The sequence below is a fragment of the Alistipes sp. D31t1_170403_E11 genome (assembly GCF_015553985.1).
In the GTDB taxonomy this organism is placed as follows: Bacteria; Bacteroidota; Bacteroidia; order Bacteroidales; family Rikenellaceae; genus Alistipes; species Alistipes montrealensis.
On record NZ_JADNHQ010000001.1, the window covers coordinates 860,936 to 886,902 of the forward strand.

The window sequence follows — 25,967 nt, forward strand, 5'->3', positions numbered from 1 at the left end:
CCTTACATTATTATGGCCAGGAACCGGACCGTTTTCCCGTCGAGCGCTTTCATTCCGTGCGGCTGGCTCGAATCGAAATAGAGGCTGTCGCCCGTTTCCAGCACGATCTCCTTGCCGTTCAGGCCGATCAGCAGGCGGCCTTCCAGCACGTAGTTCATCTCCTGCCCGGCATGGCTGTTCAGGTGCATCGGGGCGTCGTCCGCCGAGGGCTCGACCGTCACGATAAAGGGATCGATCTTCCGGTCGCGGAATCCTGCCGCCAGCGCCTCGTATTTATAAGCCTTCTGCCGCTCGACCGATACGCCCTTCCCGGCGCGGGTAATGAAATAGGCGTTCATCTTGGGCTCTTCGCCGAACATCAGCACATCGAGGCTGATTCCGTAATGGCGGGAGATCGTTTGCAGCACATTCACCGAAAAATCGGTCTTGCCGCTCTCCATCGCCCGGTACTGCTCGACCGGGAGGTTGCAGCTTTCAGCCACCTCCTGCTCCGTCAGTTCGAGCGCTTCGCGCAGCCCGCGCAAACGGGTCGCGATCGACTGAATAGGGTCACACATTATTTTTTCGTTTTAAATAATAAGGTCTGCACACGGGCCCCGGACAGCAAGTAACAATCCGGAAGGCCGGCCACACGGCCCCTGCACATTGCACGGGCCGTTTTCCAGTAAGTAGGCCGTAAATATACTAAAAACTCTTAAAAACTGCAATTTCATTTTCTTTTTCCTCTTCCCGCGCCGTGAATATTCGGGTTCCGGATTTTTCTTTTCGCCGTTTTGGCGTATATTTGCAACGATGAAACGACTGATCTGCCTACTCCTGTTGCTGGCCGCATCGTGCAGCCGCAGCGCCCTGCCGCCCGATGTCACCGAGCAGCAGCCCAAGCGCGAAACCCCGGTCGACGAAGCGACCTACACCAAAATCTTCCTGGCCGGAACGATCGACATGGGCAACAGCGTCGACTGGCAGGCCGAAACGATCCGCCGGTTCCGCGAACGGAACGACGGCCGCTACCTGTTCTTCAACCCGCGGCGCGCCGCCGGACTGGACGGCACGACCGGGGACATGCACTACCAGATACGCTGGGAACTGGAACACCTCGAAAAGGCCGACCTGATCGTGATGAACATCCTCGGGACGAGCAAATCACCCATCACGCTGCTCGAAATGGGCATTCACATCCGCTCGGGAAAACTGCACGTTGCCTGTGAGCCAAGTTTTTACCGCTACGACAACGTAAAAGTCACCTGCGAACAATACGGCGTCCCGCTCTACGCATCGCTCGACGAACTGCTCGCCGGCGTGTTCGGCAAATAAAAAATTTCCTCCCCGGATTTTGTTTTTTCGAACAGAAGCCCTATATTTGTCCCCAACGACAGAACAAATGACGAATTTCAACCATATCCATCATCACCATCACCGCTTTACCAAGGGGTAGGTCGATTATGTATATGTAAACGAATATTTATACATGAAGCTCACCCCCTGCGGGTGGGCTTTTTCATGTGCCGTACCGCAGGTGGGTGTCCAGAAAACAGAAAAACAATCAAACACACACCGAATATGCTGAGAATTGCCATCCAGGCCAAAGGCCGACTGAACGAACAGAGCATCGAACTGCTTTCCGAAGCAGGCATCCGCGTTGCCGAGAGCAAACGCAAACTCATCTCCCGCGCGGAAGGGTTTCCGCTCGAAGTCCTCTACCTGCGCGACGACGATATCCCGCAGGCCGTAGCCATGGGCGTCGCCGACCTGGGCATCGTGGGACTGAACGAAGTTTCCGAAAAGGGATTCCCCGTCGAGCAGGTCATGGACCTCGGGTTCGGCGGCTGCCGCCTCTCGCTGGCCGTGCCCAAAACGGCGGCTTACGAAGGGCTCGGGTTCTTCCGCGGCAAGCGTGTCGCCACCTCCTACCCCAACATTCTGGGCCGCTACTTCGCCGAACAGAACATCGACGCCGAAATCCACACCATCGAAGGTTCCGTCGAGATCGCCCCCGCCGTGGGCATGGCCGACGGCATCTTCGACATCGTCTCCTCGGGCGGCACGCTCATTTCGAACGGCCTGGTCGAGGTCGAGAAGGTTCTCTTCTCCGAAGCGGTGCTCATCGCCAACCCCGAGCTCGACAGCGACAAACGCCGCGAGACGGAGCAGCTCACGTTCCGCTTCAACTCGATCCTCGACAGCCGGGGCATGAAATACGTGCTGATGAACCTCCCGAAAGAGCGGCTCGACGACGCCATCCAGATACTCCCCGGCATGCGCAGCCCGACGGTACTGCCGCTGGCGCAGGAGGGCTGGTGCTCGATCCACGCCGTCATCTCCCAGGAACAGCTCTGGGAGCGCATCGAACGCCTCAAGGAGATCGGCGCCGAAGGCATCCTGATCCTGGCACTCGAAAACATGATCCGCTAAACCGGAACCCGCTATGGAAATCCTGAAAATCTACAACAACCCCGAACGCGCGGAGTGGCCCTCCCTCACCGAACGCTTCACCCGCGAAGAGGAGGAGATCACGCGCCAGGTAGCCGAAATCCTCGCCGAGGTAAAATCCGGCGGCGACCGTTCGCTGCGCGAAATCACCCGCCGCATCGAAGGGCGCGAACCCCGGACATTCGAAGTGTCGGCCGAAACCCGCGCCGCGGCCGAAACCCTTATTCCCGCCGCACTCAAAGAGGCCCTCGCTACCGCAAAATCCAATATCGAAACCTTCCACCGCGCCCAGCTCGCCCCCGAAGTCGATTCCGAACCGATGCCGGGCGTGAGGTGCGTACAGCGCGCCCTGCCGATCGGCCGCGTAGGGTTGTACATCCCCGGCGGCAAGGCCCCGCTCTTCTCCACCGTGCTGATGCTGGCCGTTCCGGCGCGCGTCGCCGGCTGCAAAGAGGTGATCCTCTGCACCCCGGCCCGGCCCGACGGCACAATAGCCCCCGAGATACTCTATGCCGCCGACCTGTGCGGCGTCGACCGCATCTTCGCCGTCGGCGGAGCGCAGGCCGTGGCCGCCATGGCCTACGGCACGGAGAGCATCCCGCGCGTCGACAAGATTTTCGGTCCGGGCAACCGCTATGTCACCAAAGCCAAACAACTCGTCGGCGCCAACGACGTAGCCGTCGACCTGCCCGCCGGCCCTTCGGAAGTGCTGGTACTGGCCGACGACGAAGCCTCGCCCGCTTTCGCCGCCGCCGACCTGCTCTCACAGGCCGAACACGGAGGCGACAGCCAGGCCGTACTGGTCTGCCCGTCGATAGAGTTCGCCCGCGACGCCCAGCGGGCCGTCGGCGAACAACTGCTCCAGCTGCGCCGCGGCGACACCATTCGCGAAGCGCTCCGCCAGAGCCGCATCGTGGTCCTCGACAGCCGCAAAAAGATGATCGACTTCGCCAACGCCTACGCCCCCGAACACCTGATCATCTCGATGCGCGACGCATGGGAGGCCGCGGCGCAGATCACCGCCGCAGGCAGCGTCTTCATCGGCCCCTGGTCGCCCGAAAGCGCCGGGGACTACGCCTCGGGAACCAACCACACACTTCCCACGGGCGGCTGGGCACGCTCGTACAGCGGCGTGAACACCGATTCGTTCCTGCGCAAGATCACCTACCAGGAACTCTCCCGCGACGGACTTGCGCTCCTCTCCCCGACGATCATCGCCATGGCCGAAGCCGAAGGTCTCGGGGCACACGCCGCCGCCGTGCGCGTCCGCATGAAAGGGGGTGTGTTATGAGACCGCTCGACGAACTCGTTCGCCCCAACATCCGGGCGCTGAAACCCTACTCCACGGCCCGCGACGAATATGCCGGCGGGGAAATTTCGACCTGGCTCGACGCCAACGAAAACCCCTACGACAATGGCGTCAACCGCTACCCCGACCCGCACCAGAAGGTCCTCAAACAGAAAATCGCCGCCCTGAAAGGCGTGCGCGAAACACAAATCTTCATCGGCAACGGCAGCGACGAGGCCATCGACCTCGCCTACCGCATCTTCTGCCGCCCCGGTGTCGACAACGCCGTCTCGATCGCCCCGACCTACGGCATGTACCGCGTCGCGGCCGATGTCAACGATGTCGAGATGCGCGAAGTCCCGCTCGGCGAAGACTTCTCGCTCCCGGTCGACGAACTGCTCGCCGCAGCCGACGAGCGCACCAAATTGCTGTGGCTCTGCTCCCCGAACAACCCGACGGGCAACGCCTTCCCCGAGGCCGAAATCGAGCGGCTTCTCCGCCGGTTCGACGGCATGGTCCTGCTCGACGAAGCCTATATCGATTTCTCCGATATGCCGGGCTTCCTCGCACGGCTCGACGAATTTCCCAACCTGATCATCCTGCAAACCCTCTCCAAGGCGTGGGGCATGGCGGGCCTCCGCTTCGGACTGGCCTTCGCTTCGGACGCCGTCGCTGCGCTTTTCGCACGGGTGAAATACCCCTACAACATCAACTGCCTGGCGCAGCAGGCTGTCGCCGAACGGCTCTCGGACGACATTACGCCGCAGGTGGCCGAGCTCTGCGCCGAGCGCAACGCCCTCACATGGGCGCTCGCCGACTGCCCGGCCGTCGTGCAGGTTTACCCTTCCGACGCCAACTTCATCCTGATCCGCACGCCCGAACCCGACCGGCTCTACGACGCGCTGATCTCGGCCGGTGTCATCGTCCGCAACCGCTCGCGCATCCCGGGCTGTGCCGGATGCCTGCGTATCACTGTCGGAACTCCTTCGGAGAACGCCCGGATGCTCGAAACCGTCAAAAATTTCCGTTTATGAAAAAAGCCCTCTTCATCGACCGCGACGGCACGATCATCGCCGAACCCGCCGACGAACAGATCGACAGCCTCGAAAAACTCACGTTCGTCCCCGGGGCTATCTCGGGCCTGAAAACCCTCACGGGCCTCGGGTTCGACCTCGTACTGGCTACCAACCAGGATGGCCTCGGGACAGATTCCTTTCCCGAAAACACCTTCTGGCCCGCCCACGAAAAGATGCTCGCGACGCTCGGCGGCGAGGGCGTTGCGTTCGACGACCAACTGATCGACCGCACCTTCGAAGCGGACAACGCCCCCACGCGCAAACCCCGCACCGGCATGTTCGGCAACTACCTCGGCGGCGAATACGACCTCGCCGCAAGCTACGTCATCGGCGACCGCGTGACCGACATCCTGCTGGCCCGCAACCTCGGGGCGCGGGGCATCCTGCTCTCTCCCGCCGCCGAAGGGGCGCAAATGCTCGCAAAGGCAGGCGTCGCCGATGCCTGCGCACTGGTCACCGACTCGTGGGCCGAAATCGCCGATTTTATCCGCCGCGGCGAACGGCGGGTCGAAATCCGGCGCGAGACCCGCGAAACGCAGATCGCGGTGCGCCTCGACCTCGACGGCCGCGGGGATTTCAACGGACAGATTTCCACCGGGCTGCGCTTCCTCGACCACATGCTCGCCCAGATTGCCCACCACGGCGGCGTCGCGCTCGCCGTCGATGCGCAGGGTGACCTCGACATCGACGAACACCACACCATGGAGGACGTGGCCATCACCCTGGGCGAGGCCATCGACCGCGCGCTGGGATCGAAGGCCGGCATCGCCCGCTACGGGTTCGCCCTGCCGATGGACGACTGCCGGGCGCTGGTGCTCCTCGACTTCGGGGGACGCATCGACTTCGAATGGGATGCCGAATTCCGCCGTGAACGGGTCGGCGACGTACCCACCGAAATGTTCCGCCACTTCTTCCACGCGCTCTGCAGCGCCGCGCGCTGCAACCTGCAAATCTCGGCCCGCGGCGAGAACGACCACCACAAGGCCGAAGCCATCTTCAAAGCCTTCGCCCGCGCCCTGCGCATGGCTGTGGCCCGGCAGGGTTTCGGATACGACATCCCCAGCAGCAAAGGAGTCCTATGATAGCCGTCGTCGATTACGCCACAGGCAACCTGCGGTCGGTTGCCGACGCCCTGCGCCGCGCAGGAGCCGAATTCACGCTCACGGCCGATCCCGCCGTCCTGCGCCGCGCCGACAGGGTGATCCTGCCGGGAGTCGGCGAAGCCTCCTCGGCCATGTCGAAACTCCGCGAACGGGGCCTCGACACCGTGATCCCCACCCTCACACAGCCCGTACTGGGCATCTGCATCGGCATGCAGTTGATGTGCCTTTCGAGCGAAGAGGGCGACGCCCGCTGCATGGGCATCTTCCCCGCCCGGGTCCTGCGGCTGCCGTCCGTCACACCCGGCGGCGCACAGCTCAAAGTCCCCCACGTGGGCTGGGACACGATCTCCGGCCTCAGCACCCCGCTGTTCCGCGACCTCGCCGAAGATACTTATATCTATTATGTCCACTCCTTCGCCGCAGAGCCCTGCGCCGCAACAATCGCGACGACCGACTACGGCCGTCCGTTCAGCGCGGCTCTCGCCCGCAACAACTTTTTCGGCACGCAGTTTCACCCCGAAAAAAGCGGTTCGGCCGGAGCCCGGATTTTACAAAATTTCCTAACCCTTTGACACCATGATCGAAATCATACCCGCAACGGACATCATCGGCGGCGAGTGCGTACGCCTGACACAGGGCGACTACGCCAGCCGGAAGATCTATTACCGCGACCCGCTCGAAGCGGCGCTCCGCTTCGAAGAGGCGGGCATCCGCCGCCTGCACATGGTCGACCTCGACGGCGCCAAAGCTTCCGAACCCCGCAACCTCGCCGTGTTAGAACGTATCGCCGCGAAGACCTCGCTCGAAGTGCAGTACGGCGGCGGCATCAAGAGCCGCCAGGCGCTTTTCGACGTTTTCGCCGCCGGAGCCCGCCGGGCCATCTGCGGCAGCCTCGCGGTCCGCGAACCCGAACGCTTCGCCGAGTGGCTCACGGAGTTCGGCCCCGAACGGCTGATCCTCGGCGCCGACATCCGCGACGGCTCAGTAGCCATTCAAGGCTGGCTCGAAAGTTCGGCCCTCACGGCGCCCCAGCTCATCGAACGATTTATCCCGCAGTCTCTTACACAGGTTATCTGCACCGACATTTCACGTGACGGCATGCTGTGCGGCCCCTCGGCCGCCTTTTACGCCGACCTGCAAGGCCGTTTCCCGGCCGTCGAAATCACCGTCAGCGGCGGCATCTCGTCGATGGACGACATCGAAGAACTCGACCGGCAGGGCCTGCGGAGCGTCATCGTCGGCAAAGCCTTCTACGAAGGACGCATCACCCTCAAAGACCTCGAACGATGCTTGCGAAACGGATAATCCCCTGCCTCGACATCCGCGAAGGCCAGACCGTCAAGGGCATCAACTTCGTGGGGCTGCGAGAAGTCGGCGACCCCGTGGAACTCGGCGCGAAATATGCCGCCGAAGGAGCCGACGAACTGGTCTACCTCGACATCAGCGCCTCCGAGGAGGGGCGCCGGACCTTCACGGAACTGGTCTCGCGCATCGCCGCACGCATCGACATTCCGTTCACCGTCGGCGGTGGCATCTCGTCGGTCGACGACGCCGGACGGCTGCTCGACGCCGGAGCCGACAAGATCACGCTCAACAGCGCCGCCGTGGCAAATCCCGCATTGATCGACGCCATTGCCGCCAAATACGGTTCACAGTTCGTCGTGGCGGCGATCGACGCCCGGACGGTCGACGGCCAATGGATCGTCACGACCCACGGAGGCAAACGCCCCACCGAGCGCGAACTCTTCGCCTGGGCCCGCGAGGCCGCCGACCGCGGTGCGGGCGAAATCCTCTTCACCTCGATGGACCACGACGGCACGAAAAACGGCTATCCGTGCGAGACCTTCGCACGGCTCTCGGAACTGCCCCTCCCGATCATCGCATCGGGCGGCGCAGGCACGGTGGACCACATCGCCGACGTACTGACGCTCGGCCGCGCCGACGCGGCTTTGGCGGCCAGCATCTTCCACTACAATGAAATTCCGATCCCCGTATTAAAGCAAGCCTTGAACAAACGCAATATAAACGTCAGATTATAAACCACTATGAAAATCGAAGCAAAACCGTTTTCGGCGCTCAACGCCGAGAAACTCCCCGGCGGACTCGTTCCCGCCGTCATCCAGGACGACCGCACCCTGCAGGTACTGATGCTGGGCTACATGAACCGGGAGGCGTATGAAAAGAGCCTCGCCGAAGGCCGCGTCACCTTTTACAGCCGTTCGCGCCAATGCCTCTGGACCAAGGGCGAGACGAGCGGCAACTTCCTCGACATCGTATCGGTAGCCGCCGACTGCGACAACGACACGCTGCTCATCCGCGCCATCCCCCACGGCCCGACCTGCCACACGGGGTCGAAAACCTGCTTCGGGGAGGCAACGCCCGAGAACGAAGGATTTATCCGCTACCTGCAGAGCGTCATCCAGGGCCGTCACGCCGAGATGCCCGAAGGTTCCTACACCACGAAACTTTTCAACCGCGGCGTAAACAAGATCGCACAGAAGGTCGGCGAGGAGGCGGTGGAAACCGTCATCGAAGCCGTGGCCCAGAACCGCGATGCCATGATCTACGAGGCATCGGACCTGGTCTACCACCTGCTCGTGCTGTTGGAAGCCACCGGATGCTCGATCGCCGACCTCGAAAAAGAGTTGGCCCGCAGGCACTCCTGACCCCTCCGGGAGGCATTTTTACGCTGAAAACAGGCGCTTCGGACGAAAGAATGTAACAAATCGTTTGCATTTTTCATCCGAAGCGCTTATTTTTGCAACGGAACGCCGTATGCATCAGCGGTAAAGTCCTCATGAAAACTGTAATCACATCCGAATACGAAACGTTATTCCGCCAGCATTTCCGGCTGGCGACGCTCTATGCGGAACGCATCGTCGGCTCGGCCCACGAAGCCGAAGACATCGTACAGGAGGTTTTCATCACGCTGCTCGACACCGACTTCAGCCAGATTCGCCAAAAGGAGAACTACCTCTACCGCTGTGTCCGCAACGCGGCCCTCGACCACCTGCACACCCGCATGAAAAACCGCTTCTACGACATCAACTCCAATGAGATGGTGCGGCTGGCGGCCGAAGAAGGCAGTCACATCGACGAACAGGCACTCATCGAGCAGGTTGCGAGCCTCTACCGCCGCATCGAAGCGCTGCCCGAACAGGGACGCCGCATCTTCAGGATGATCTGCATCGAGCACAAAAGCTACGTCGAAACAGCCCGCCTGCTGTCGCTGTCGCTCCACACCGTAAAGACCCACATGTCGCGCTCGTTCAAAGCCCTGCGCAAAATGTCGCTGTTCTTCTTCTCGTTTTTCTAACAGCGCCGCCTGAGGAATAAGCCCGGTTTCAATCCGATGCGATCCACTCCGAAGGGCCGAAAGAAGAAAAACAAAAACAAGGCTTTGCCTTACAATTCGTAACCACCCTGCAATTTTTAAAGAAAAATACGCCGGCATTGTATGTCCGGCGCACTCTTTTTCGGTCTATTCCATAGGAAGCGTCTGTTTCCAACCGACCAAAACCGACCTAAAAGCACAAAATACGAAATGAGTTTCGAAAACCAGATCAAAGAGATCCTCAAAGCCCGCCTCGAAGGGACAGCGACCGAAGAGGAACTGGCGATCCTCCGGGAGTGGCTCGAGCGTTCGCCGCAGAACCGCGAACTGCTGGACCTGCTGGAAGAATCGACGGACAGCCTTCCGTTACTGGGCCGCATCTACGGCTACGACGAGCAGCGCGTATGGGGCAATATCCGCAAAGCGGCCCGCAAACGCCGGATGCAGGCGCTGGCCGGCACTGTCCGGAAATACGCAGCGGCGGCAGCAGCGCTGGCCCTGCTGGCCGGAGGCAGTTGGTGGGCGCTCGACCGCCGTGCCGGACAGCTCGCACAACAGGCCTACATCGAGCAGGTGGTCCCCGGAGTACGGGGCGCCGTGCTGACCCTCTCGTCGGGCGAGAATGTAGCGCTCGAAGAGGGCGGCCAGCGGATGCTGGTCGAACAGGACGGCACGCGCATTGAAATCGGCGGCGACGAGCTCGCCTACCACAAGGAGGAAGCCGAAGAGGAGATCGCAATGACGAACACCGTCACCGTACCGCGCGGCAAAGAGTTCTCGCTCCGCCTCTCGGACGGCACACAGGTCTGGCTCAATTCGGAATCGAGCCTCGTCTTCCCGGTCCGCTTCGGCGACGGTCCGCGCGAGGTGACCGTCACGGGCGAAGCCTATTTCGACGTGGCGCACGACGCGGCACGGCAATTCGTGGTACATGCCGACACGGTCAGCGTAAGCGTTTACGGCACGGCATTCAACCTCTCGGCCTATGCCGACGAAGGCGTGATCGAAACCACGCTCGTGCGGGGCAGCGTCGAGGTCCGGAGCGGCCGCCGGCATGCGATGCTCGAACCAGGGCAACAGGCCCGCGTAGGACGTGAAGGCGCCGTCTTCGACGTGCGTCCGGTCGCCGCCGAGGATTATGCGGCCTGGACCCGGGGACTTTTCACCTTCAACGAAGAACCGCTCGCCTCGATCTGCCGCAAACTCTCGCGCTGGTATGGCGTCGAGATCGTTCCACAGGGCGCCGAGGCCGGGCAGATGCGCTACACGGGCATCGTGAAACGCTACGAAACCTTTGCCGAAATGGCCCGCCTGCTGGAACGGACCAACCAGATACGCGCGGAGGTCCGGGACGAAAAGATCGTACTTTGCATCGACCGTGACGACAGTTGATGCCGGTTAGTCAGGGAGCCGCCCGACGGGGCGGCAATTATGTCACTTAAAACAATGCTACTATGAGGAAACTTTACCTATCAGTATCACACCGGAAGCCGTGGCTGATCATGTGCGCGTGGTTGCTGGCGATCTCCGTCTGGGGTATCCCCGGGCAGGCGGCCGCAGCCGACGCTTTGCAGCAACGCAGGGAGCGCATCTCCGTATCGTTCCGCAATGCATCGCTGACCGAGGTTATCCGGCAGATCAAACAACAGACGGGATATTACATCCTTTATAATAGCGATGTCGTGCAGGAGGTCAAAGGCATCTCTTTCAGCAAGGCCAACGCACCGGTAAGCGAAGTGCTCGACGAAGCGCTGCGCGGCACGCGGCTCGAATATTCGATCGACGACGATACCATCGTAATCCGCCCCCGGAGCGGGGGGGGGAATGATCCTGCACCCCGGAAAGCCCCGGACAAGGTCGTCAGCGGACGCGTGACCGACACGGCGGGCGCACCGCTCGTCGGCGTGAACATCCTGATCCAGGGGACCAGCACGGGCGTCGTTTCGGGCTCCGACGGCGGATTTTCGATCCGGATGCCCGAAGGACGCGACAACCTGATCTTCTCCTACATCGGCTACATATCGCAGACGCTCCCTTCGGCACAGGCCAAACTGGTCAAACTCGTGCAGGACGAACAGGAGATCGAAAACGTCGTGGTGACCGGTATCTTCACGCGCAAGAAGGAGAGTTACACGGGTTCGGCCACGACCATCACGTCGAGCCAGTTGGCCCGTGCAAGCAACCGCAATGTGTTCGAAAGCCTGAAAAACATCGAACCGTCGCTCTACATCCTGGACAACACACTGATGGGTTCCGACCCCAACACGCTGCCCGACATGCAGTTGCGAGGCATCACCACATTCCCGTCGGAATCGACGACGGGCGTGAACATCAAGGGCAACTACCAGAACCGGCCCAACCAGCCGCTGTTCATCCTCGACGGCTTCGAGACCACGGCAGAAAAGGTGATGGACATGGACATGACCCGCATCGAAAGCATCACCATCCTCAAGGACGCCGCGGCCAAGGCGCTCTACGGTTCGAAGGCCGCCAACGGCGTCATCGTCATCGAAACCAAGCGCCTCGCCGGCAACCAGGAACTGGTGACCTACACCGGAAGCATCGAACTGTCGATGCCCGACCTGTCGAGCTATAACCTCTGCAACGCCTGGGAGAAACTCGAAGCCGAACGCATCGAAGGCGTCTTCACCTCGACGAACCCCAATACGCAGGTCGACCTCACGAAACGTTACAACGACCTGAAAGCGCAGGTACTCGGCGGACTGGACACCTACTGGCTTGCAAAACCCCTGCGCACGGGCGTCGGCCACAAACACACCCTTTCACTCGAACTGGGCGACAGCCGCAAGTTGCGGGCGATGGTGGACTTCTCGTACAACAACGTGGCAGGCGTGATGAAGGGTTCGGAACGCACGGTGATCTCGGGCGACGTGAACCTCTCGTACCGCAAGAAGGATTTCCTGTTCCGCAACATCCTGAGCGTAAGCAACACCAAGAGTGAGAATTCACCGTGGGGCGATTTCGAAAGCTATGCGCTGATGAATCCCTACTGGAGTGCCATCGACCCCCAGACGGGCCAGACCGCACGCTGGGCCTACGACAAAGTCGCCAACCCGATGTACGACGCCACGCTCGGCACGCTCGACAAGGAGACCTACACCAGCGTAACGGACAACTTCTACGCCGAATGGCAGGCCACCGAGGCGCTGAAACTCACCGCCCGCTTCGGCATCGCGGTGAAACGCAGCGACGCCGACGAATTCTATCCCGCCAAGCACTCGAAATTTGCCGGCGCGACCTACGAAAGCACGAGCATGCAGATGCGCAAAGGTTCCTACCAGCTCGACAACGGCAAAAGCAGCGACATTTCGGGCGAAATCTATGCCAACTACGCCAAACAATGGGGCAAACATTTCCTTTACGTCAACGCCGGCGGCAAGATCGCCGAGAATACGTACAGCGCCTACCAGCACTACGCCGAAGGCTTCCCCAACAGCCAGACGGCCGACATTACGTTCGCCCGGCAATACGCCCAGGACAAAAAACCGGTCGGCGTCTCATCGATCGTCCGCGAAATCAGCTTCCTGGGAACGGCGTCGTACAGCTACGACGACCGCTACAACGTCGACCTCACCTTCCGCGAAAGCGCCTCGTCGCTCTACGGCGCGGACAACCGCTGGTCGTCGGCATGGAGCGCCGGCGTGGCATGGAACCTCCACAACGAACCTTTCCTGCGCAACCAGGACCTTCTCAAGGAGTTTAAAATCCGCGCCTCGGCCGGCCTGACGGGCAACCAGAACTACGACACCAACGAAGTGCTGGCCACCTACCTCTATTACACCGAGGCCTCCTACCACGGACAGACGGGCGCCTACCTCTCGAAAATGCCCAACCCCGCCCTCAAATGGGAGCAGCGCATGGATTACAACGTGGGCGCCGACATCATGATCCACCGCGCCACGATCGCCTTCGACTACTACAATTCGGTGACCGAGAACATGCTTACCAACGTGGCGATCCCCACCTCTTCGGGCTTCGACACCGTGAAAGACAACCTGGGCAAAGTCCGCAACCGCGGCATCGAGGCCAAGCTGAGCTACACGCTCTGGCAGGGCAAGCAGGGCTTCTTCAGCGTCTTCGGCTCGATCGCCTACAACAAGAACACCATCATCAGCCTCTCGGAGAGCCTGAAGGCCTACAACGACAAGATGATGGCCCTGGCACAGGACAAGAGCAATTCGACGCCCGTGCTGATCTACCAGGACGGCATGCCGATGAACGCCATCTGGGCCGTTCCGTCGCTGGGCATCGACCCCACGACGGGTATGGAAATCTACGTCAAGAAGGACGGCACGCTGACCTACGAATACGACGCGCAGGACCAGGTAGTGGCCGGCATCAGCGATCCCAAATACCGCGGCAACTTCGGGTTTGCTGCCGAATACAAAGGATTCGGCCTCAGCGCCACCTGCACGTTCCTCGGCGGCGGACAGAAGTACAACACCACGCTGGTCAACAAGGTCGAGAACGTCGACATCCACTACAACGTCGACCGCCGCGTGCTCTACGGACGCTGGCAGACCCCGGGCCAGAACGCCATGTTCAAGAAACTGGGCTCCTACACCGACGAAAACGGCGACCAGCACGACGAAAAGACCCGCGCCACGACCCGCTTCGTGCAGAACAACGACGAACTGACCTTCTCGTCGCTGAGCGTCTACTACGAATTCAACCCGCGGCTGATCAGCAAAATCCGCCTCAAACGGCTCAAGCTGGCGTTCTACATGAACAACATCGGCACGCTTTCGACGATCCGCCTCGAACGCGGTACGACCTATCCCTTTGCGCGGAGCATGTCGTTCCAGTTGACCGGAACCTTTTAACACCAAATTTTCGAAGCCATGAATAACAGCATAAAATACCTTCTCCTGTCCGCCGCCCTCGCAACCGTTTCGTGCGAAAAGTGGCTCGACGTGACGCCTCCGTCGGAAATCCGAGCCGAGGACCACTACTCTTCGGCCGAAGGCTTCCAGCAGACGCTCGTCGGCTGCTACCTGGCCATGGGAGCCACCGAACTCTACGGCGAAAACCTGACGTGGCACATGGTCGAAATGCTGGGCCGCCAGTACGACGCCCGAAAAAACTCGACGGCGGACGACTACGCCCTCGACCGTTACAACTATACGGCCGACAAATCGGTAAAGGTGATCGAACCTGTCTGGGAAAAGGCCTACTCGGTAATCGCCAACGCCAACGAGGCCCTCGACTATATCGACCGCAAGAAGGACGAACTCGACTCGGTCAACTACCGCATCATCAAAGGCGAACTGCTCGCCGTCAGGGCCTATGTCCATTTCGACCTGATGCGCCTGTTCGGATGCAGCAACCTCGCCGGGCGCACCGACCTGGAGAGCCGTTACACGATTCCTTACGCCACGGTCGTCAGCAAGGACCCGGCGCCGCAGTTGACCTATGCAGAGACGATCAACCGCATGATCGCCGACCTGACCGAGGCCGCCCGGCTGCTGGAGATCGACCCGATTCGGGCCAGATATCCCGACAATATCTACGCAGAGGCCAATGTCGACAAATTCTACGACTTCCGCCACATGCACCTGAACTATTTCGCCGTCAAAGCGCTGTTGGCGCGCATCTGCCTGTGGGAAGGCAGCGCGGAGAACAAGCGCACCGCGCTGCAGGCCGCCCTCGAAGTGATCAAGGACCCGGCGGCAGTCTTCCTCGCCAGCGGACTGCAACTGCGCACGTTCACCGATGCGGCAAAGGCCCCCACGACCGAAATGTGTTTCCCGAGCGAGCACATCTTCGCACTCGGCGTGACAGACCTGTCCAAGAAGATCGCAACCAATCTCAACCGCGAATACTCCGCCGAAGACCGCCAGTACCGCACGCTGTGCATCAGCAATTCGATCGCCGACAACCTCTTCGAGATCAAGGGCGACGGAGTCTCCGACTGCCGTTACAAGCAGCTCTACCACAACGTGGATTATTGGCCCGAGGGAACCAAGACTCCCTCGAAACTCTACCAGCAGACCTCGACGGGCGCCGAATACAGCTACAAGAACCTGATGCCGCTGATCCGCCTGCCGGAGATGTATTACATCGCCGCGGAGTGTTACATCACCGGCCCGGACAAGGACCTGGGCGAAGCGCGCCGCCTGCTGCAGGCCGTACGCACGGCCCGCGCGGTTTACAACGAACTGGATGAAAACCTCGACGCAGAGGGCCTGATGGCCGCACTCGAAAAAGAGTACCGCAAAGAGTTCATCTGCGAGGGCGTGGTCTTCTATTTCTACAAGCGGCTGGGCTACGAGAAACTGCCCCGCCAGAGCGACGTGATGAGCGGCACGGCCGTCGTCGGCGACGCGGTCTACATGCTGCCCTATCCCGATTTCGAGAAACAGTCGGGACGCGTACAGTAAGTCGAACGATTAATTGTTGAGAAGAATGAAAAAACTGATCTATATCCTGCTGGCCGCAGCGACAATAGCCGGCTGCGAAAAGGACGACCCCAAGCGCTACGACATGTCGCAGGGACGGGTTTGTTTCCCGGGGGCCGCGCCTAACGAAACGACCGAATATCCCGGATACTCGAAAACCGACAGCACGTTCTACGCCTCGATAACCTTCAAACAGCAGCCCGAAGGAGCCACCAAAGCGGTGATCGAGGTTCCGGTGAAACTCATCGGCTCCGCCACCGGCTCCGACCGGCAGATCGGAGTCCGCATCCTCGACGAGGGAACCACGGCGCAGCCCGGGCAATACAGCCTCCTCGGTGCGACGATCCCGGCCGGGGAGACTTACGGCGCCATCCGCATCGAAGTCGAGAAATCGGACGAACTCGACACGCAGCAGCGCGTGCTGATGCTCCGCCTGACCGATTCGCCCGACCTCCTGGTAGGACTGCACAACTACCTGAAGGCCAACATCTCGTGGCACAACATGCTGCCGCGCCCGGTCACGAACAAGCAATGGTCGACCTACAACGCCTTTATCAATTCGGAACTCACCTCCGCCAGCACGTCGCCCGACACATACAGCCAGGCGGGACACCAGTTGCTGATGGACATTTTCGGCTGGGAGATTCTGCCCGACTGGGGAACCGATTACAGCTACTACATCGACGCATGGCGCGCCAAGGCGCAAGCCTGGTACGACGAATGGAAGGCCGCCAACCCCGGCCAGAAACGCGTCCACGAATCGGGTTCCATGAAGGGCCAGGAAGTAACGATCCGCACCAAGTAAACAACCAGCGATTATGAGAAAATACAGCTTATATCTGTTGCTGGCGGGCTGGAGCCTGCTCGCCGCATCGTGTTACGAAGACAAAAGCACGTTGCAGACCGTCGAAATTCCACCCGTCGAGATCGAGGTTCCGGCATCTATCGCCTCACAACTCTCGGTGGTGCACAACTCCCGGCTCGATGTCGAGGGCATCCGCATTACGAAAAACGGGAAGGAAAATCCCGAAGACCTCGCCTACGAATGGTCGGTAAGCAAGACCGAAAACGACTCGGAACTGATTTCGCTCGCCACGACGCAGGAGTTCCACGAAGTGATCGACCTGCCGATCTCCTCGGCGGGCTACCTGTTCCTGCTGACGGTCACCGACACCACGAACGACCTCAAATACCAGTACCGCTGGAAACTGTTCGTAACGGCCCAGTACAACGAAGGGCTCGTGGTAGCCTACACCAAGAACGGAACCACCTCCGACCTGGCACTGGTCATGCACCGGCAGTTGACCGAAACCTATGCGGGCCCCGGGCAGGGCACAATCGAAAAGGACCTGATCGACGGACACAACGGCAGTCCGTTCGCATCGCCGGTCACTCATTTGCTCTACACTTACGACAAAACCAGCAAGCGTAACATGCTGTGGGTGTCGACCCCCGACGACCTGATGCGCGTGGAGACCGAGTACTACGAAATCCTGGGGCACAAGGAGGAGGCATTCGTCTACCTGCCGGGGACGCTGCATGTCGAAGCACTGCTGAATACCTATCAATGCACGATGATCGTCAACGACGGAGATATTTACGAAACGCTGCTCAGCCGCGACCGGATTTCGATGCCCGTCAACGGAACCGAGGAGATGACCGTCGACAACAACGTCGTTTCGGCCCACTCGGCCCCGGCAAGCACCCGGCGCCCGAGCACGATCTTCTACGACAAGGTGCGGGGTAAGTTCTGCTACGGATACAACCAGTCGTTCTACTCCTGCAGCAGTGTGCCGTCGGGCGCCTTCGATCCGGGCAACGCTCCCGGACTGCACAGCATCGCAGGCGGCATCAGCGTCGACAACGCCACGCACACCCTGCTGATGCAGAAGGCAGACGGCAACTACGCGCTCTACACCTTCGGCAACTACTCGGCTTCGGCCGGCGCTCCCTCCGCCAAACTGATCTACGAAATCCCCGCCGAGGCAAACAGTGTCCTGGGCGAGGCCGTGTCGGTTTTCTTCTCGCGGTTCGATCCGGTTCTCTACATCGCCACCCGCAGCGGCATCTACAAGACAGTCTTCACGGCGGGCAGCGTCGTTTTCGATCCGACACCCGTCTTCACCGCTCCGGCAGGCGAGCACATCACCCTGGCGCGCCTCTACGTGCAGGGATACTACGCCATGGAAAACTACGACGGTTCGGCGTCCTACCCGAGCAACGCCTCGCTGGCGTGGAGCAGCCGCGCCGTGGTGGTCGTCACCTCGAAGGACGACATGAACGACAAGCTGCACGTCGTACCGCAGATCAACTTCGGCAGCGGCCAGCTCGACCAGCCGAACGCCCTGGTGTTCGACGGGTTCGGCAAAATCCTCGATTACACCGTCGCAGGGCTTTACAAGTAGCCCGGCCGTTCTCCGAGACGGAAACGCCGCAGATGCTTTTCATGGGGCATCTGCGGCTTTTTTTTCATTTTTTGTTATATTTGCCATTACATTTCGGCCGGAAGGCTGCCCAAACCGCAAAAAAAAGAAAACGTCCCGAAAGATGCACGGCAAATCCATACGGTCCGATTTCGAAAAACTGTATATCGACTACCAGCCCCGGCTGCTGGCCTATGCCCGGCGTTTCATCAACGACCCCGCCGAAGCGCAGGACCTGGTACACGACTGCTTTGCGACCCTTTGGGACCGGCATGCGTCGCTCGACGCCCGGGAGGCTTCGATGATGCTGTTCGTCATGACCCGCAACCGGTGTCTCAACTACCTCAAGCACAAAAGCATCGTCAACAAATACACGCTCAGCTACCTGGCCAGGGCCAAAGCGGGAGAAGAGCGCCTCTACAACTACGACTTCTCCTTCAGCGAGAACGAACACCCCTATCTGTATCAGGAACTGGAACAGCAGATACAGCGCATCATGGGTTCGCTGCCCGAGCGCTGCCGCGAAGTGTTTATTCTCAGTCGTTTCCAGGGACTGAAAAACCGCGAAATCGCCGAACGGCTCCACATCTCGCTCAATACGGTCGAACGGCATATTCAGCGGGCCCTGCGAATCTTCGCCGAAGCCCTCGAACACGAAAAATCGATCTACCTCCAGATTCTGATCCTCGCCTGGCTGACCGGCCCGAACTGCTGAGTCCGCCGGCAAAACCCCGCCGCCCGCCGCCTGACATCCAGTCCGGCGTTTTTTTTCGTCCTCAGACCGGCGTAAAACAGCTTTTTCTCACAGAAAATCTCATTTTTCCGGAACAGGGGGGGGGGGGGTAAAATCCGCCTGAATTGTTGTATTAATGTATGCATACCCCAAACAGCCCTATGAACGAAAAACTGAAAAGACTCGCCGTCCGCTATTTCGAAGGACCGATCTCCCCGGACGAGGAGCGCGAACTCTTCGCATTCATCGCCGCCGCCCCGGAAAACGCCGCCCGGATGCGCGAATGGGAAGAGGAGTGGAAACGCGAACACATACCGTCGCTCAGCGTGCTCGACTCGCTCGGCCTGCTGAAGGCGAAAATCCGCAAACGCGACGGCGCAATGCTCAACCGCCGCCGCGGGCTTCGGTTTACGGCGGCCGCAGCCGTACTGATCCTGATCTCCGCCTTCACAACCCGGTATATCATGCGCCTGGAGACGCCCGAACAACTCTTCTCCGTACAGGCCCCCCAGGGAACCAACAGCCGCATATCCCTGCCCGACGGCACGCAGGTATGGCTCAACGCCGGATCGACCCTCAGCTACAAATCGGATTTCAACCGCTCGTCGCGCGATATCGACCTCTCGGGAGAAGCCTACTTCGAGGTGGCCCGCAATGCCGACCTTCCGTTCCGCGTCGAGGCCCGGGGCTGCCGGTTCACCGTCCTGGGAACCAAATTCAACATCTCGGCCTACGACAGCGAACCGGAGGTCCTCGCCGCGCTGATGGAAGGCTCGCTGCGGTTCGAATCGGCCCGCGACAGGGAGAAGATGATGCCGGGCGACCTGATAACCTACGACTGCGCGACGAAGCAAGCACGCCGCGAGCAGGTCGATGCCGACCAGTACCGAAGCTGGATCGACGGCGTCATCCGCTACGACGCGATCACGCTGCCGGCACTGCTGAGAAGGCTGGCGCGTGAATACGACGTTGAAATCGACCTCCGCACCGCGGCCTTCGACAACAAGACCTTCCGCATATCGCTCACCGAAGCGCAGGACATCCATTCGATCATGGTCGCGCTCGGCGACATCCTGCCGATCACGGTCAACCACTGCGGCCGCCGATACTGCGTCGGCAGCAAAACCGAATAGCAAGACTCAACCAATCGACATACTAACCTAAACCTTAATTTTATGCATGTAAATCTACGATTCAAGAGGATCGCCGCATCGACGCTCTGCCTGCTGCTGGCGGGAATGGTCCATGCGCAGACCGTCACCAAAACCTTCCGGGATGTCCCGCTGAAAACGGTGCTGGAAGAAGTGGAACGGCAAACCGGCTACTCGTTCCTCTTCGAGAACGAAGAGGTCGATGTCAACAGGCCCGTAACGGCTACATTCAGTGACGCGACGATCCAGACCGTACTCGACCGGGTGCTCGACAAGTCGTTACGCTACTCCGTGAACGGGGGGGGGGAAATTGGTGACTATCTCCCGGCGTTCGCAGACACAAACGCCGCCCCAGTCGGATAAGGCGCTGACACTCTCCGGAACGGTCATTTCCTCGGCCGACAACCAACCCATCGTGGGCGCGAACATCTTCGTCGAAGGCACGACCATCGGAACGACCTCCGACATCCACGGCAATTACACGCTGAGCGTCCCGCCCGCGACCAAAACCGTCACCGTTTCATTCCTCGGGTACGACACCAAGAAAATAGCTGTCAAGGACATCCATCTTTTCAAGCTCGTCACGCTGGCCGACGCTTCGAACAAACTCGAAGACGTGGTAGTGGTCGGATTCGGCGTACAGAAAAAAGAGTCGCTCGTAGGCGCCGTGCAGTCAGTCAAGCCCAGCGACCTGCAAACCTCGTCGAGCAACCTTTCGACTTCGTTCAGCGGCAAGATCGCCGGCGTGATCGCCGTGCAGAAATCGGGCGAGCCGGGTGCCGACGGCGCGAGTTTCTGGATTCGCGGCATCTCGACCTTCGGTTCGGGACAGTCGCCGCTGCTGATTCTCGACGGCGTGGAAATCACCAACCAGATGCTCAACAACATCCCGCCCGAGACCATCGAATCGTTCTCCGTACTGAAAGACGCCACCGCCACGGCGCTCTACGGTTCACGCGGCGCCAACGGCGTGATGATTATCACGACCAAGAGCGGCCGCGACTCGGAAAAGATGACCATCAACCTCCGCGCCGAATTCGGCGCTTCGGCCCCGACGCGCGTTCCGGAGGTCGCCGACGGCATCACCTATATGGAGACCTTCAACAAGGCCCGCACGACCCGCGGCGAACAGCCCTATTACAGCAAGGAAAAGATTATGGGAACCAAACTGGGCCTCGACCCCTACGTCTACCCCAACGTCGACTGGTACGACATGCTGTTCAAGGACTGCACTTTCAACCAGAATTTCAACTTTAACATGACGGGCGGCGCCAAAAAGATCGACTACTTCCTCAATGCCTCGGTATATAACGAAAACGGCATCATGCGCAAGCCCGAGGCGTCGAAATTCGACACCAACATCAACGCACAGAAATACCTGTTCCAGGCCAACGTCTCGGCAGACGCCACCAAGACGACCCGCGTGTCGCTGAAGATGAACACCCAACTGCACTACCGCCACGCCCCGATCCAGAGCGTTTCAGACCTCTTCGCATACGCCATGACGGGCATGCCCTGTGAATTCCCCGCGACACTGCCCGGCGAAAGCTCCGACACCTTCGTACGCTTCGGTACGAACAACGCCTGGAACAGCGGATTCTTCACCAACCCCTACGCCCAGTTGTGCCGCGGTTACGGCGACCAGTTCCGCGGGCATTTCACCTCGGCGCTGACCGTTAACCAGAACCTCGACTTCATCACCAAGGGGCTGAGCGCAACCGGAATGGCGACCTTCTACAACCGCGTCTACTCGGCCGTCTACCGCTCATTCACGCCGTTCATGTACCAGCTTACCGACTACAATATCGACGAGGCGGGCAATTACAGCTACACCAGCAACTCGACCAATACCGGAACCACCTACCTGGGCACAACGCGCGGCAAGGACGGTTACCGCGAGCTGGCGTTCCAGGCCAAGATCGACTACTCCCGCACGTTCGGCAAACACGATGTCGGAGCGACGATCGTCTACCTGCAGAAGGAGCGCAACATGAACATCTCGGACGAGCAGGAGTACGCCGCGCTGCCCTACCGCCAGCAGGGCCTCGCCGGCCGCGTCACCTACGGATTCGACAAACGCTACCTGTTCGAGGCCAACTTCGGCTACAACGGCTCCGAGAATTTCGCCGCAGGCAAGCGTTTCGGGTTTTTCCCGTCGGTCGCGCTGGGTTGGGTGATCTCGAACGAACCCTTCTGGAAAGGAATCAAGGAGAAGGTCAACCTGTTCAAGATCCGCGCCTCCTACGGACTGGTCGGCAACGACGTGATTTCGAAAGAGTATGCCGACCGCTTCCCCTACCTCACGACCGTCGACATGGGACAGGGTTACGATGTCTATATCGGCAACAACTTCGAGCGTAAGTACGGTCCCATCCTCTCCGTTTACGGCAACCCCAACGCCACATGGGAGGAGAGCCGCAAACTCGACATCGGTGTGGAGATCGGCCTGTTCGACAGCCTGAACATCATCTTCGACTGGTTCAAGGAGAAGCGCTCGGGCATCTTCATGCAGCGCACGTCGCTGCCCTCGTCCTTCGGCATGTCGGGCATCACGCCGTGGGCCAACATCGGCAAGGTCGACAACAGCGGCGTCGACATCTCGGTCGACTACAACAAGGCCTTCTCGAAGGACCTGATCCTCTCGCTGCGCGGCACGTTCACCTACGCCCACAACGAAATCGTCGAAATGGACGAACCCAAATACAAATGGGCCTACCAGTACAAGGCCGGACACCCGATCAACTCTATCCAATGCCTGATCGCCGACGGGCTGTTCCGCGACGAGGAGGATATCGCCAACTCCCCCTCGCAGGACATCTATGCCACGACCTATCCCATCCGGCCGGGCGACGTGAAATACCGCGACCTGAACGGTGACAAGATCATCGACGACAACGACATGTGCTGGACGGGCAACCCTACCGTACCGGAGATCATCTACGGATTCGGGTTCTCGCTCAAATACAAAGGATTCGACTGCTCGGCCTTCTTCCAGGGACAAGGCAAGGTGTCGATCATCATGTACAACTACCACCCCTTCGCGACAGCCGCGACGCCCGGTTCGGGACTGATGCAGTGGATCGCCGACGAACACTGGAGCGAGGACGACCCCAATCCCAAGGCCCTCTACCCGCGCCTGTCGCCGCTGTGGAATAACAACAACACCAAGGCCAGCACGCTCTACGTGCGCAACGGCAAGATGCTGCGCCTGAAGACCGCCGAGATCGGTTACACCTACAAGAAAATGCGCGTCTACGTCTCGGGAACCAACCTGCTGACCTTCGCCCCGTTCAAGTACTGGGACCCCGAGAAGGGTTCGGGTAACGGCCTGGGATACCCGCTCCAGCGGACGTACAACCTCGGATTCCAGTTCAATTTCTAACCCAAACACAGCAAAAGACCATGAAAAAGATAATCACCGCACTTTCACTGCTGCTGCTATGCTCTTGCTCCTACCTCGACGTCGTGCCCGAAGGCAAAGCGACCGAAGAGGACATCTGGAAAACGGAGGAGCAGGCCGAGAATTACCGCTACTACATGCAGACCTACATGCCCAACTTGATCGGGTACAACTGGTCGCCCGACCAGTTCGCCGGCGACGATTTCATCACCGGGGCCCGCGGCACGACCTATTATTTTTCAAGCAAGAGCCTGCTCTACGGCGAGGAGAACGCCAACCTGACCTATTTCGGCCGCTGGGCCCCGAACTGCACCTCGGGCGGTACGAACTACGACATCTACCGCGGAATACGCTATTGTTTCTACCTGCTGGACAACATCTACAAAGTTCCCGCAGTCTCGCAGGAAAACGCCGACCGTTACGCGGGCGAGGCGTGGTTCCTCGTGGGATATTACCACCAGTGCCTGCTCGAATACTACGGCCCGATCGTACTGGTCAAGAAGTTCATCCCCATCGACGCGCCCGAATCGGAAATCTTCACCCCGCGTACGCCGTACGACGAGTGCGTGAACTATATCGCCGAATGTTACGACAACGCGGCCAGACTGCTGCCCGACGTAGTGGGCGAATCCGAACTCGGCCTGCCCACGAAAATGGCCGCGCTTAGCTACAAGGCCCGTCTGCTGCTCTACGCCGCCTCGCCGCTGGTCAACGGCAATCCCGACTACATAGGGTTCAACAACCCCGACGGAACGCCGCTGATGAACACGACTTACGACCCGGAAAAATGGAAACGGGCGCTGGACGCGGCAGCGGCGGCAATCGCCCTCGCGGACGAGATCAATACCGACACAAAAAAACCGAATTACGACCTCTACACCTCGGCCGATTCGAGCCTGCCCGACGACCAGCGCGGTCGCAAGAACTACCACGACACCTTCGTCGAAGAGCCCTGGAACGGAGCCGAATTCATCCTGGCCAAGGGCGCGCAGAGCGGCATTCAGGCTTTGCAGCGTTACGGCGGACCGCGTTCGATCAAAAACAACATGTCGAAAGGCTGGAAAACGACTCTCGTGCCGACGATGGAGGCCGTCGAGATGTACTACACCAAGAACGGGCTGCCGCTCGACGTCGACCCGCTGACCAAGGACGAGGACCTGTACAGCGTCGCCCCGGGTGACAACACTGCCCGCCTGCACCGCAACCGCGAACCCCGCTTCTACGCCTCGATCGGTTTCGACCGCGGCACGTTCGAAATCGACGACAAGATTCTGACCCTCCAGCTCCGCGGCGGCGAACTGCACGGCTCGACGCTCAAGGAGACCGACGAATACCAGAGCTGCACGGGTTACCTCTGCCAGAAATGGATTCACAAATCGAGTTCCTACAATCAGTCGAAAAACTCGTACAATTACCGCAAATACGCCTATCCGTACCTGCGGCTCCCGGAATTGTTCTACAACTACGCCGAGGCCGACTTCGAATACAACGGATCGCTGAGCAACACCAGTCTGGAGTATCTCAACCGGGTGCGCAAGCGCTGCGGACTGCCCCGCTTCCAGGATTCGTGGGCCCTGGTGGGCGGTATTCCCTCAGGAGCAAGGCTGCGCAAGGTCCTGCATCAGGAGCGTTCGATCGAATTCCTGTTCGAAGGGCGCCGCTTCCACGACCTGCGCCGCTGGAAGGAAGCTCCCGAGGTGATGAACAAGGAACCCCGTTCGTGGAACCGCGACGGAAAGACCCAGGACGATTTCTACAAGGTCATTCCGGCCAATCAGGGCGGCCGCGTGCGCGTTTTCGAATCGCCGAAGAGTTACTGGCTGGCAATTCCCATGAGCCAGATCAACAAAAACCCCAACCTGGTCCAAAATCCCGGTTATTGACCGACCGTTTCACCATAAAACAGAAAAACATGAAAAAACTGGTATATTCGATCTTTATCGCCCTTGTCGCGCTGGCCGCATCCGCCTGCGACGACGATACACCCACCGCTCCGGATTTTGCCGTATCGACCGCGGCATGGTCGTTCGGCCAAACGGAGGGCATGCAGCGGATGATTATCTCGGCGCCGGATGCCTGGACCATCACGGGCATTCCCGAATGGATGTCTGTAACTCCGGCCGAAGCGGACGCAACCCGGGAAATCACCATCCGCTATACAGACAACGAAACTTCAGCCCTCCGTACGGCGACGCTGAGCGTTACCTGCAACGGGGAGACCCTCACGATCAGCATCGAACAGCAAGGAAAAACGCTCCCGGACCTGTAACCAGCCGGAACCGATACGCCTGGAAAACGCCGCAGATGCTTTTTATCGGGCATCTGCGGTATTTTTTTACATTTCCAGAAGGGATTAATCGTAAAAATAATTAATTTTGTAAAGATTCATTCACATAGTGAATATTTTTAGAATATACAAATACCCAAAAAACCTACAATCTGACAAAAACCACAAGCCCAATGAAACCTCAATCATGCCGAAACCTGTTCCGCACCCTGCTCGGAACGGGACTCATCGCAGCCAGCCTCTGCGCCTGCGTTCCCCGCCACAACACGCTCAGCGAATCGGAGATCGCCTCCGGCTGGGAATTGCTTTTCGACGGGAATAGC

The 25,967-nt window shown here is 59.9% G+C and carries 22 protein-coding genes; 21 read left to right on the plus strand and 1 reads right to left on the minus strand.

The features are described 5' to 3' along the window. Positions 1 to 2 precede the first annotated feature (2 nt). Positions 3 to 557 carry a helix-turn-helix domain-containing protein gene (locus I2E69_RS03385; protein WP_195458726.1) on the minus strand — a complete coding sequence of 185 codons (555 nt, stop codon included), beginning with the start codon at positions 555 to 557 and terminating at the stop codon, positions 3 to 5. A gap of 235 nt (positions 558 to 792) precedes the next feature. Between I2E69_RS03385 and I2E69_RS03390 the strand changes: the two genes are divergently transcribed. The 21 genes from I2E69_RS03390 to I2E69_RS03490 all read left to right on the plus strand — a co-directional run bounded on the left by I2E69_RS03390 (position 793) and on the right by I2E69_RS03490 (position 25,626). After that, positions 793 to 1,314: a nucleoside 2-deoxyribosyltransferase domain-containing protein gene (locus I2E69_RS03390; RefSeq protein ID WP_195458727.1), complete on the plus strand. Its 522-nt coding sequence runs from the start codon at positions 793 to 795 to the stop codon at positions 1,312 to 1,314. A 246-nt stretch (positions 1,315 to 1,560) separates the two neighbouring features. Then, positions 1,561 to 2,412 (plus strand): ATP phosphoribosyltransferase, encoded by an 852-nt coding sequence (gene hisG, locus I2E69_RS03395; RefSeq protein WP_195458728.1) that lies wholly within the window; start codon positions 1,561 to 1,563, stop codon positions 2,410 to 2,412. A 13-nt stretch (positions 2,413 to 2,425) separates the two neighbouring features. Continuing rightward, on the plus strand, positions 2,426 to 3,721 hold the full coding sequence (gene hisD / locus I2E69_RS03400; protein ID WP_195458729.1) for a histidinol dehydrogenase: 1,296 nt from the start codon (positions 2,426 to 2,428) through the stop codon (positions 3,719 to 3,721). After that, entirely contained in the window at positions 3,718 to 4,752 is a 1,035-nt protein-coding gene (gene hisC / locus I2E69_RS03405; RefSeq protein ID WP_195458730.1) for a histidinol-phosphate transaminase, read from the plus strand. The genes hisD and hisC overlap by 4 nt, the downstream gene beginning before the upstream one ends. After that, positions 4,749 to 5,876: a bifunctional histidinol-phosphatase/imidazoleglycerol-phosphate dehydratase HisB gene (gene hisB / locus I2E69_RS03410; protein WP_195458731.1), complete on the plus strand. Its 1,128-nt coding sequence runs from the start codon at positions 4,749 to 4,751 to the stop codon at positions 5,874 to 5,876. Before hisC ends, hisB begins: the two co-directional genes overlap by 4 nt. Next, positions 5,873 to 6,469, plus strand: a complete 597-nt coding sequence (hisH, locus tag I2E69_RS03415; RefSeq protein WP_195458732.1) for an imidazole glycerol phosphate synthase subunit HisH — start codon at positions 5,873 to 5,875, stop codon at positions 6,467 to 6,469. The genes hisB and hisH overlap by 4 nt, the downstream gene beginning before the upstream one ends. Positions 6,470 to 6,473: 4 nt before the next feature. Then, positions 6,474 to 7,202 carry a 1-(5-phosphoribosyl)-5-[(5-phosphoribosylamino)methylideneamino]imidazole-4-carboxamide isomerase gene (gene hisA, locus I2E69_RS03420; protein ID WP_195458733.1) on the plus strand — a complete coding sequence of 243 codons (729 nt, stop codon included), beginning with the start codon at positions 6,474 to 6,476 and terminating at the stop codon, positions 7,200 to 7,202. Next, positions 7,184 to 7,936 carry an imidazole glycerol phosphate synthase subunit HisF gene (gene hisF / locus I2E69_RS03425; protein WP_195458734.1) on the plus strand — a complete coding sequence of 251 codons (753 nt, stop codon included), beginning with the start codon at positions 7,184 to 7,186 and terminating at the stop codon, positions 7,934 to 7,936. The genes hisA and hisF overlap by 19 nt, the downstream gene beginning before the upstream one ends. A 6-nt stretch (positions 7,937 to 7,942) precedes the next feature. Next, positions 7,943 to 8,563, plus strand: coding sequence for a bifunctional phosphoribosyl-AMP cyclohydrolase/phosphoribosyl-ATP diphosphatase HisIE (gene hisIE, locus I2E69_RS03430; RefSeq protein WP_195458735.1), 621 nt, complete (start codon positions 7,943 to 7,945; stop codon positions 8,561 to 8,563). Between the two features lie 131 nt (positions 8,564 to 8,694). Continuing rightward, the gene (locus I2E69_RS03435; protein WP_195458736.1) at positions 8,695 to 9,213 is read left to right on the plus strand and encodes a sigma-70 family RNA polymerase sigma factor; all 519 of its coding nucleotides are present in this window, start codon (positions 8,695 to 8,697) and stop codon (positions 9,211 to 9,213) included. A gap of 228 nt (positions 9,214 to 9,441) precedes the next feature. After that, a complete protein-coding gene (locus I2E69_RS03440) occupies positions 9,442 to 10,623 on the plus strand; it encodes a FecR family protein (RefSeq protein ID WP_195458737.1) in 1,182 nt (393 codons plus the stop codon). Between the two features lie 62 nt (positions 10,624 to 10,685). Then, positions 10,686 to 14,075, plus strand: a complete 3,390-nt coding sequence (locus I2E69_RS03445) for a SusC/RagA family TonB-linked outer membrane protein (protein WP_229095348.1) — start codon at positions 10,686 to 10,688, stop codon at positions 14,073 to 14,075. Positions 14,076 to 14,093: 18 nt separating this feature from the next. After that, positions 14,094 to 15,632: a RagB/SusD family nutrient uptake outer membrane protein gene (locus I2E69_RS03450; protein ID WP_195458738.1), complete on the plus strand. Its 1,539-nt coding sequence runs from the start codon at positions 14,094 to 14,096 to the stop codon at positions 15,630 to 15,632. Between the two features lie 25 nt (positions 15,633 to 15,657). Further along, positions 15,658 to 16,455 (plus strand): DUF4843 domain-containing protein, encoded by a 798-nt coding sequence (locus tag I2E69_RS03455; protein ID WP_195458739.1) that lies wholly within the window; start codon positions 15,658 to 15,660, stop codon positions 16,453 to 16,455. Between the two features lie 13 nt (positions 16,456 to 16,468). Beyond that, on the plus strand, positions 16,469 to 18,055 hold the full coding sequence (locus tag I2E69_RS03460) for a PKD-like family lipoprotein (protein WP_195458740.1): 1,587 nt from the start codon (positions 16,469 to 16,471) through the stop codon (positions 18,053 to 18,055). 142 nt (positions 18,056 to 18,197) lie between these two features. Continuing rightward, positions 18,198 to 18,788 (plus strand): RNA polymerase sigma-70 factor, encoded by a 591-nt coding sequence (locus tag I2E69_RS03465; RefSeq protein WP_195458741.1) that lies wholly within the window; start codon positions 18,198 to 18,200, stop codon positions 18,786 to 18,788. 179 nt (positions 18,789 to 18,967) lie between these two features. Next, on the plus strand, positions 18,968 to 19,939 hold the full coding sequence (locus tag I2E69_RS03470; RefSeq protein ID WP_195458742.1) for a FecR family protein: 972 nt from the start codon (positions 18,968 to 18,970) through the stop codon (positions 19,937 to 19,939). A 42-nt stretch (positions 19,940 to 19,981) separates the two neighbouring features. Then, positions 19,982 to 20,320, plus strand: a complete 339-nt coding sequence (locus I2E69_RS03475; RefSeq protein WP_195458743.1) for a DUF4974 domain-containing protein — start codon at positions 19,982 to 19,984, stop codon at positions 20,318 to 20,320. Beyond that, complete coding sequence (locus I2E69_RS03480) at positions 20,271 to 23,339, plus strand: TonB-dependent receptor (protein WP_317191083.1); 3,069 nt, start codon at positions 20,271 to 20,273, stop codon at positions 23,337 to 23,339. The genes I2E69_RS03475 and I2E69_RS03480 overlap by 50 nt, the downstream gene beginning before the upstream one ends. Positions 23,340 to 23,359: 20 nt before the next feature. Beyond that, positions 23,360 to 25,240 (plus strand): RagB/SusD family nutrient uptake outer membrane protein, encoded by a 1,881-nt coding sequence (locus tag I2E69_RS03485; protein ID WP_195458745.1) that lies wholly within the window; start codon positions 23,360 to 23,362, stop codon positions 25,238 to 25,240. Positions 25,241 to 25,269: 29 nt separating this feature from the next. Next, complete coding sequence (locus I2E69_RS03490; protein ID WP_195458746.1) at positions 25,270 to 25,626, plus strand: BACON domain-containing protein; 357 nt, start codon at positions 25,270 to 25,272, stop codon at positions 25,624 to 25,626. Positions 25,627 to 25,967 lie beyond the last annotated feature (341 nt).

Excerpts from the sequence above, each read along its gene's own strand:
- I2E69_RS03385 (WP_195458726.1), bottom strand. The coding sequence starts at position 557 with ATGTGTGACCCTATTCAGTCGATCGCGACCCGTTTGCGCGGGCTGCGC.
- I2E69_RS03390 (WP_195458727.1), top strand. The coding sequence starts at position 793 with ATGAAACGACTGATCTGCCTACTCCTGTTGCTGGCCGCATCGTGCAGC.
- hisG (WP_195458728.1), top strand. The coding sequence starts at position 1,561 with ATGCTGAGAATTGCCATCCAGGCCAAAGGCCGACTGAACGAACAGAGC.
- hisD (WP_195458729.1), top strand. The coding sequence starts at position 2,426 with ATGGAAATCCTGAAAATCTACAACAACCCCGAACGCGCGGAGTGGCCC.
- hisC (WP_195458730.1), top strand. The coding sequence starts at position 3,718 with ATGAGACCGCTCGACGAACTCGTTCGCCCCAACATCCGGGCGCTGAAA.
- hisB (WP_195458731.1), top strand. The coding sequence starts at position 4,749 with ATGAAAAAAGCCCTCTTCATCGACCGCGACGGCACGATCATCGCCGAA.
- hisH (WP_195458732.1), top strand. The coding sequence starts at position 5,873 with ATGATAGCCGTCGTCGATTACGCCACAGGCAACCTGCGGTCGGTTGCC.
- hisA (WP_195458733.1), top strand. The coding sequence starts at position 6,474 with ATGATCGAAATCATACCCGCAACGGACATCATCGGCGGCGAGTGCGTA.
- hisF (WP_195458734.1), top strand. The coding sequence starts at position 7,184 with ATGCTTGCGAAACGGATAATCCCCTGCCTCGACATCCGCGAAGGCCAG.
- hisIE (WP_195458735.1), top strand. The coding sequence starts at position 7,943 with ATGAAAATCGAAGCAAAACCGTTTTCGGCGCTCAACGCCGAGAAACTC.
- I2E69_RS03435 (WP_195458736.1), top strand. The coding sequence starts at position 8,695 with ATGAAAACTGTAATCACATCCGAATACGAAACGTTATTCCGCCAGCAT.
- I2E69_RS03440 (WP_195458737.1), top strand. The coding sequence starts at position 9,442 with ATGAGTTTCGAAAACCAGATCAAAGAGATCCTCAAAGCCCGCCTCGAA.
- I2E69_RS03445 (WP_229095348.1), top strand. The coding sequence starts at position 10,686 with ATGAGGAAACTTTACCTATCAGTATCACACCGGAAGCCGTGGCTGATC.
- I2E69_RS03450 (WP_195458738.1), top strand. The coding sequence starts at position 14,094 with ATGAATAACAGCATAAAATACCTTCTCCTGTCCGCCGCCCTCGCAACC.
- I2E69_RS03455 (WP_195458739.1), top strand. The coding sequence starts at position 15,658 with ATGAAAAAACTGATCTATATCCTGCTGGCCGCAGCGACAATAGCCGGC.
- I2E69_RS03460 (WP_195458740.1), top strand. The coding sequence starts at position 16,469 with ATGAGAAAATACAGCTTATATCTGTTGCTGGCGGGCTGGAGCCTGCTC.
- I2E69_RS03465 (WP_195458741.1), top strand. The coding sequence starts at position 18,198 with ATGCACGGCAAATCCATACGGTCCGATTTCGAAAAACTGTATATCGAC.
- I2E69_RS03470 (WP_195458742.1), top strand. The coding sequence starts at position 18,968 with ATGAACGAAAAACTGAAAAGACTCGCCGTCCGCTATTTCGAAGGACCG.
- I2E69_RS03475 (WP_195458743.1), top strand. The coding sequence starts at position 19,982 with ATGCATGTAAATCTACGATTCAAGAGGATCGCCGCATCGACGCTCTGC.
- I2E69_RS03485 (WP_195458745.1), top strand. The coding sequence starts at position 23,360 with ATGAAAAAGATAATCACCGCACTTTCACTGCTGCTGCTATGCTCTTGC.
- I2E69_RS03490 (WP_195458746.1), top strand. The coding sequence starts at position 25,270 with ATGAAAAAACTGGTATATTCGATCTTTATCGCCCTTGTCGCGCTGGCC.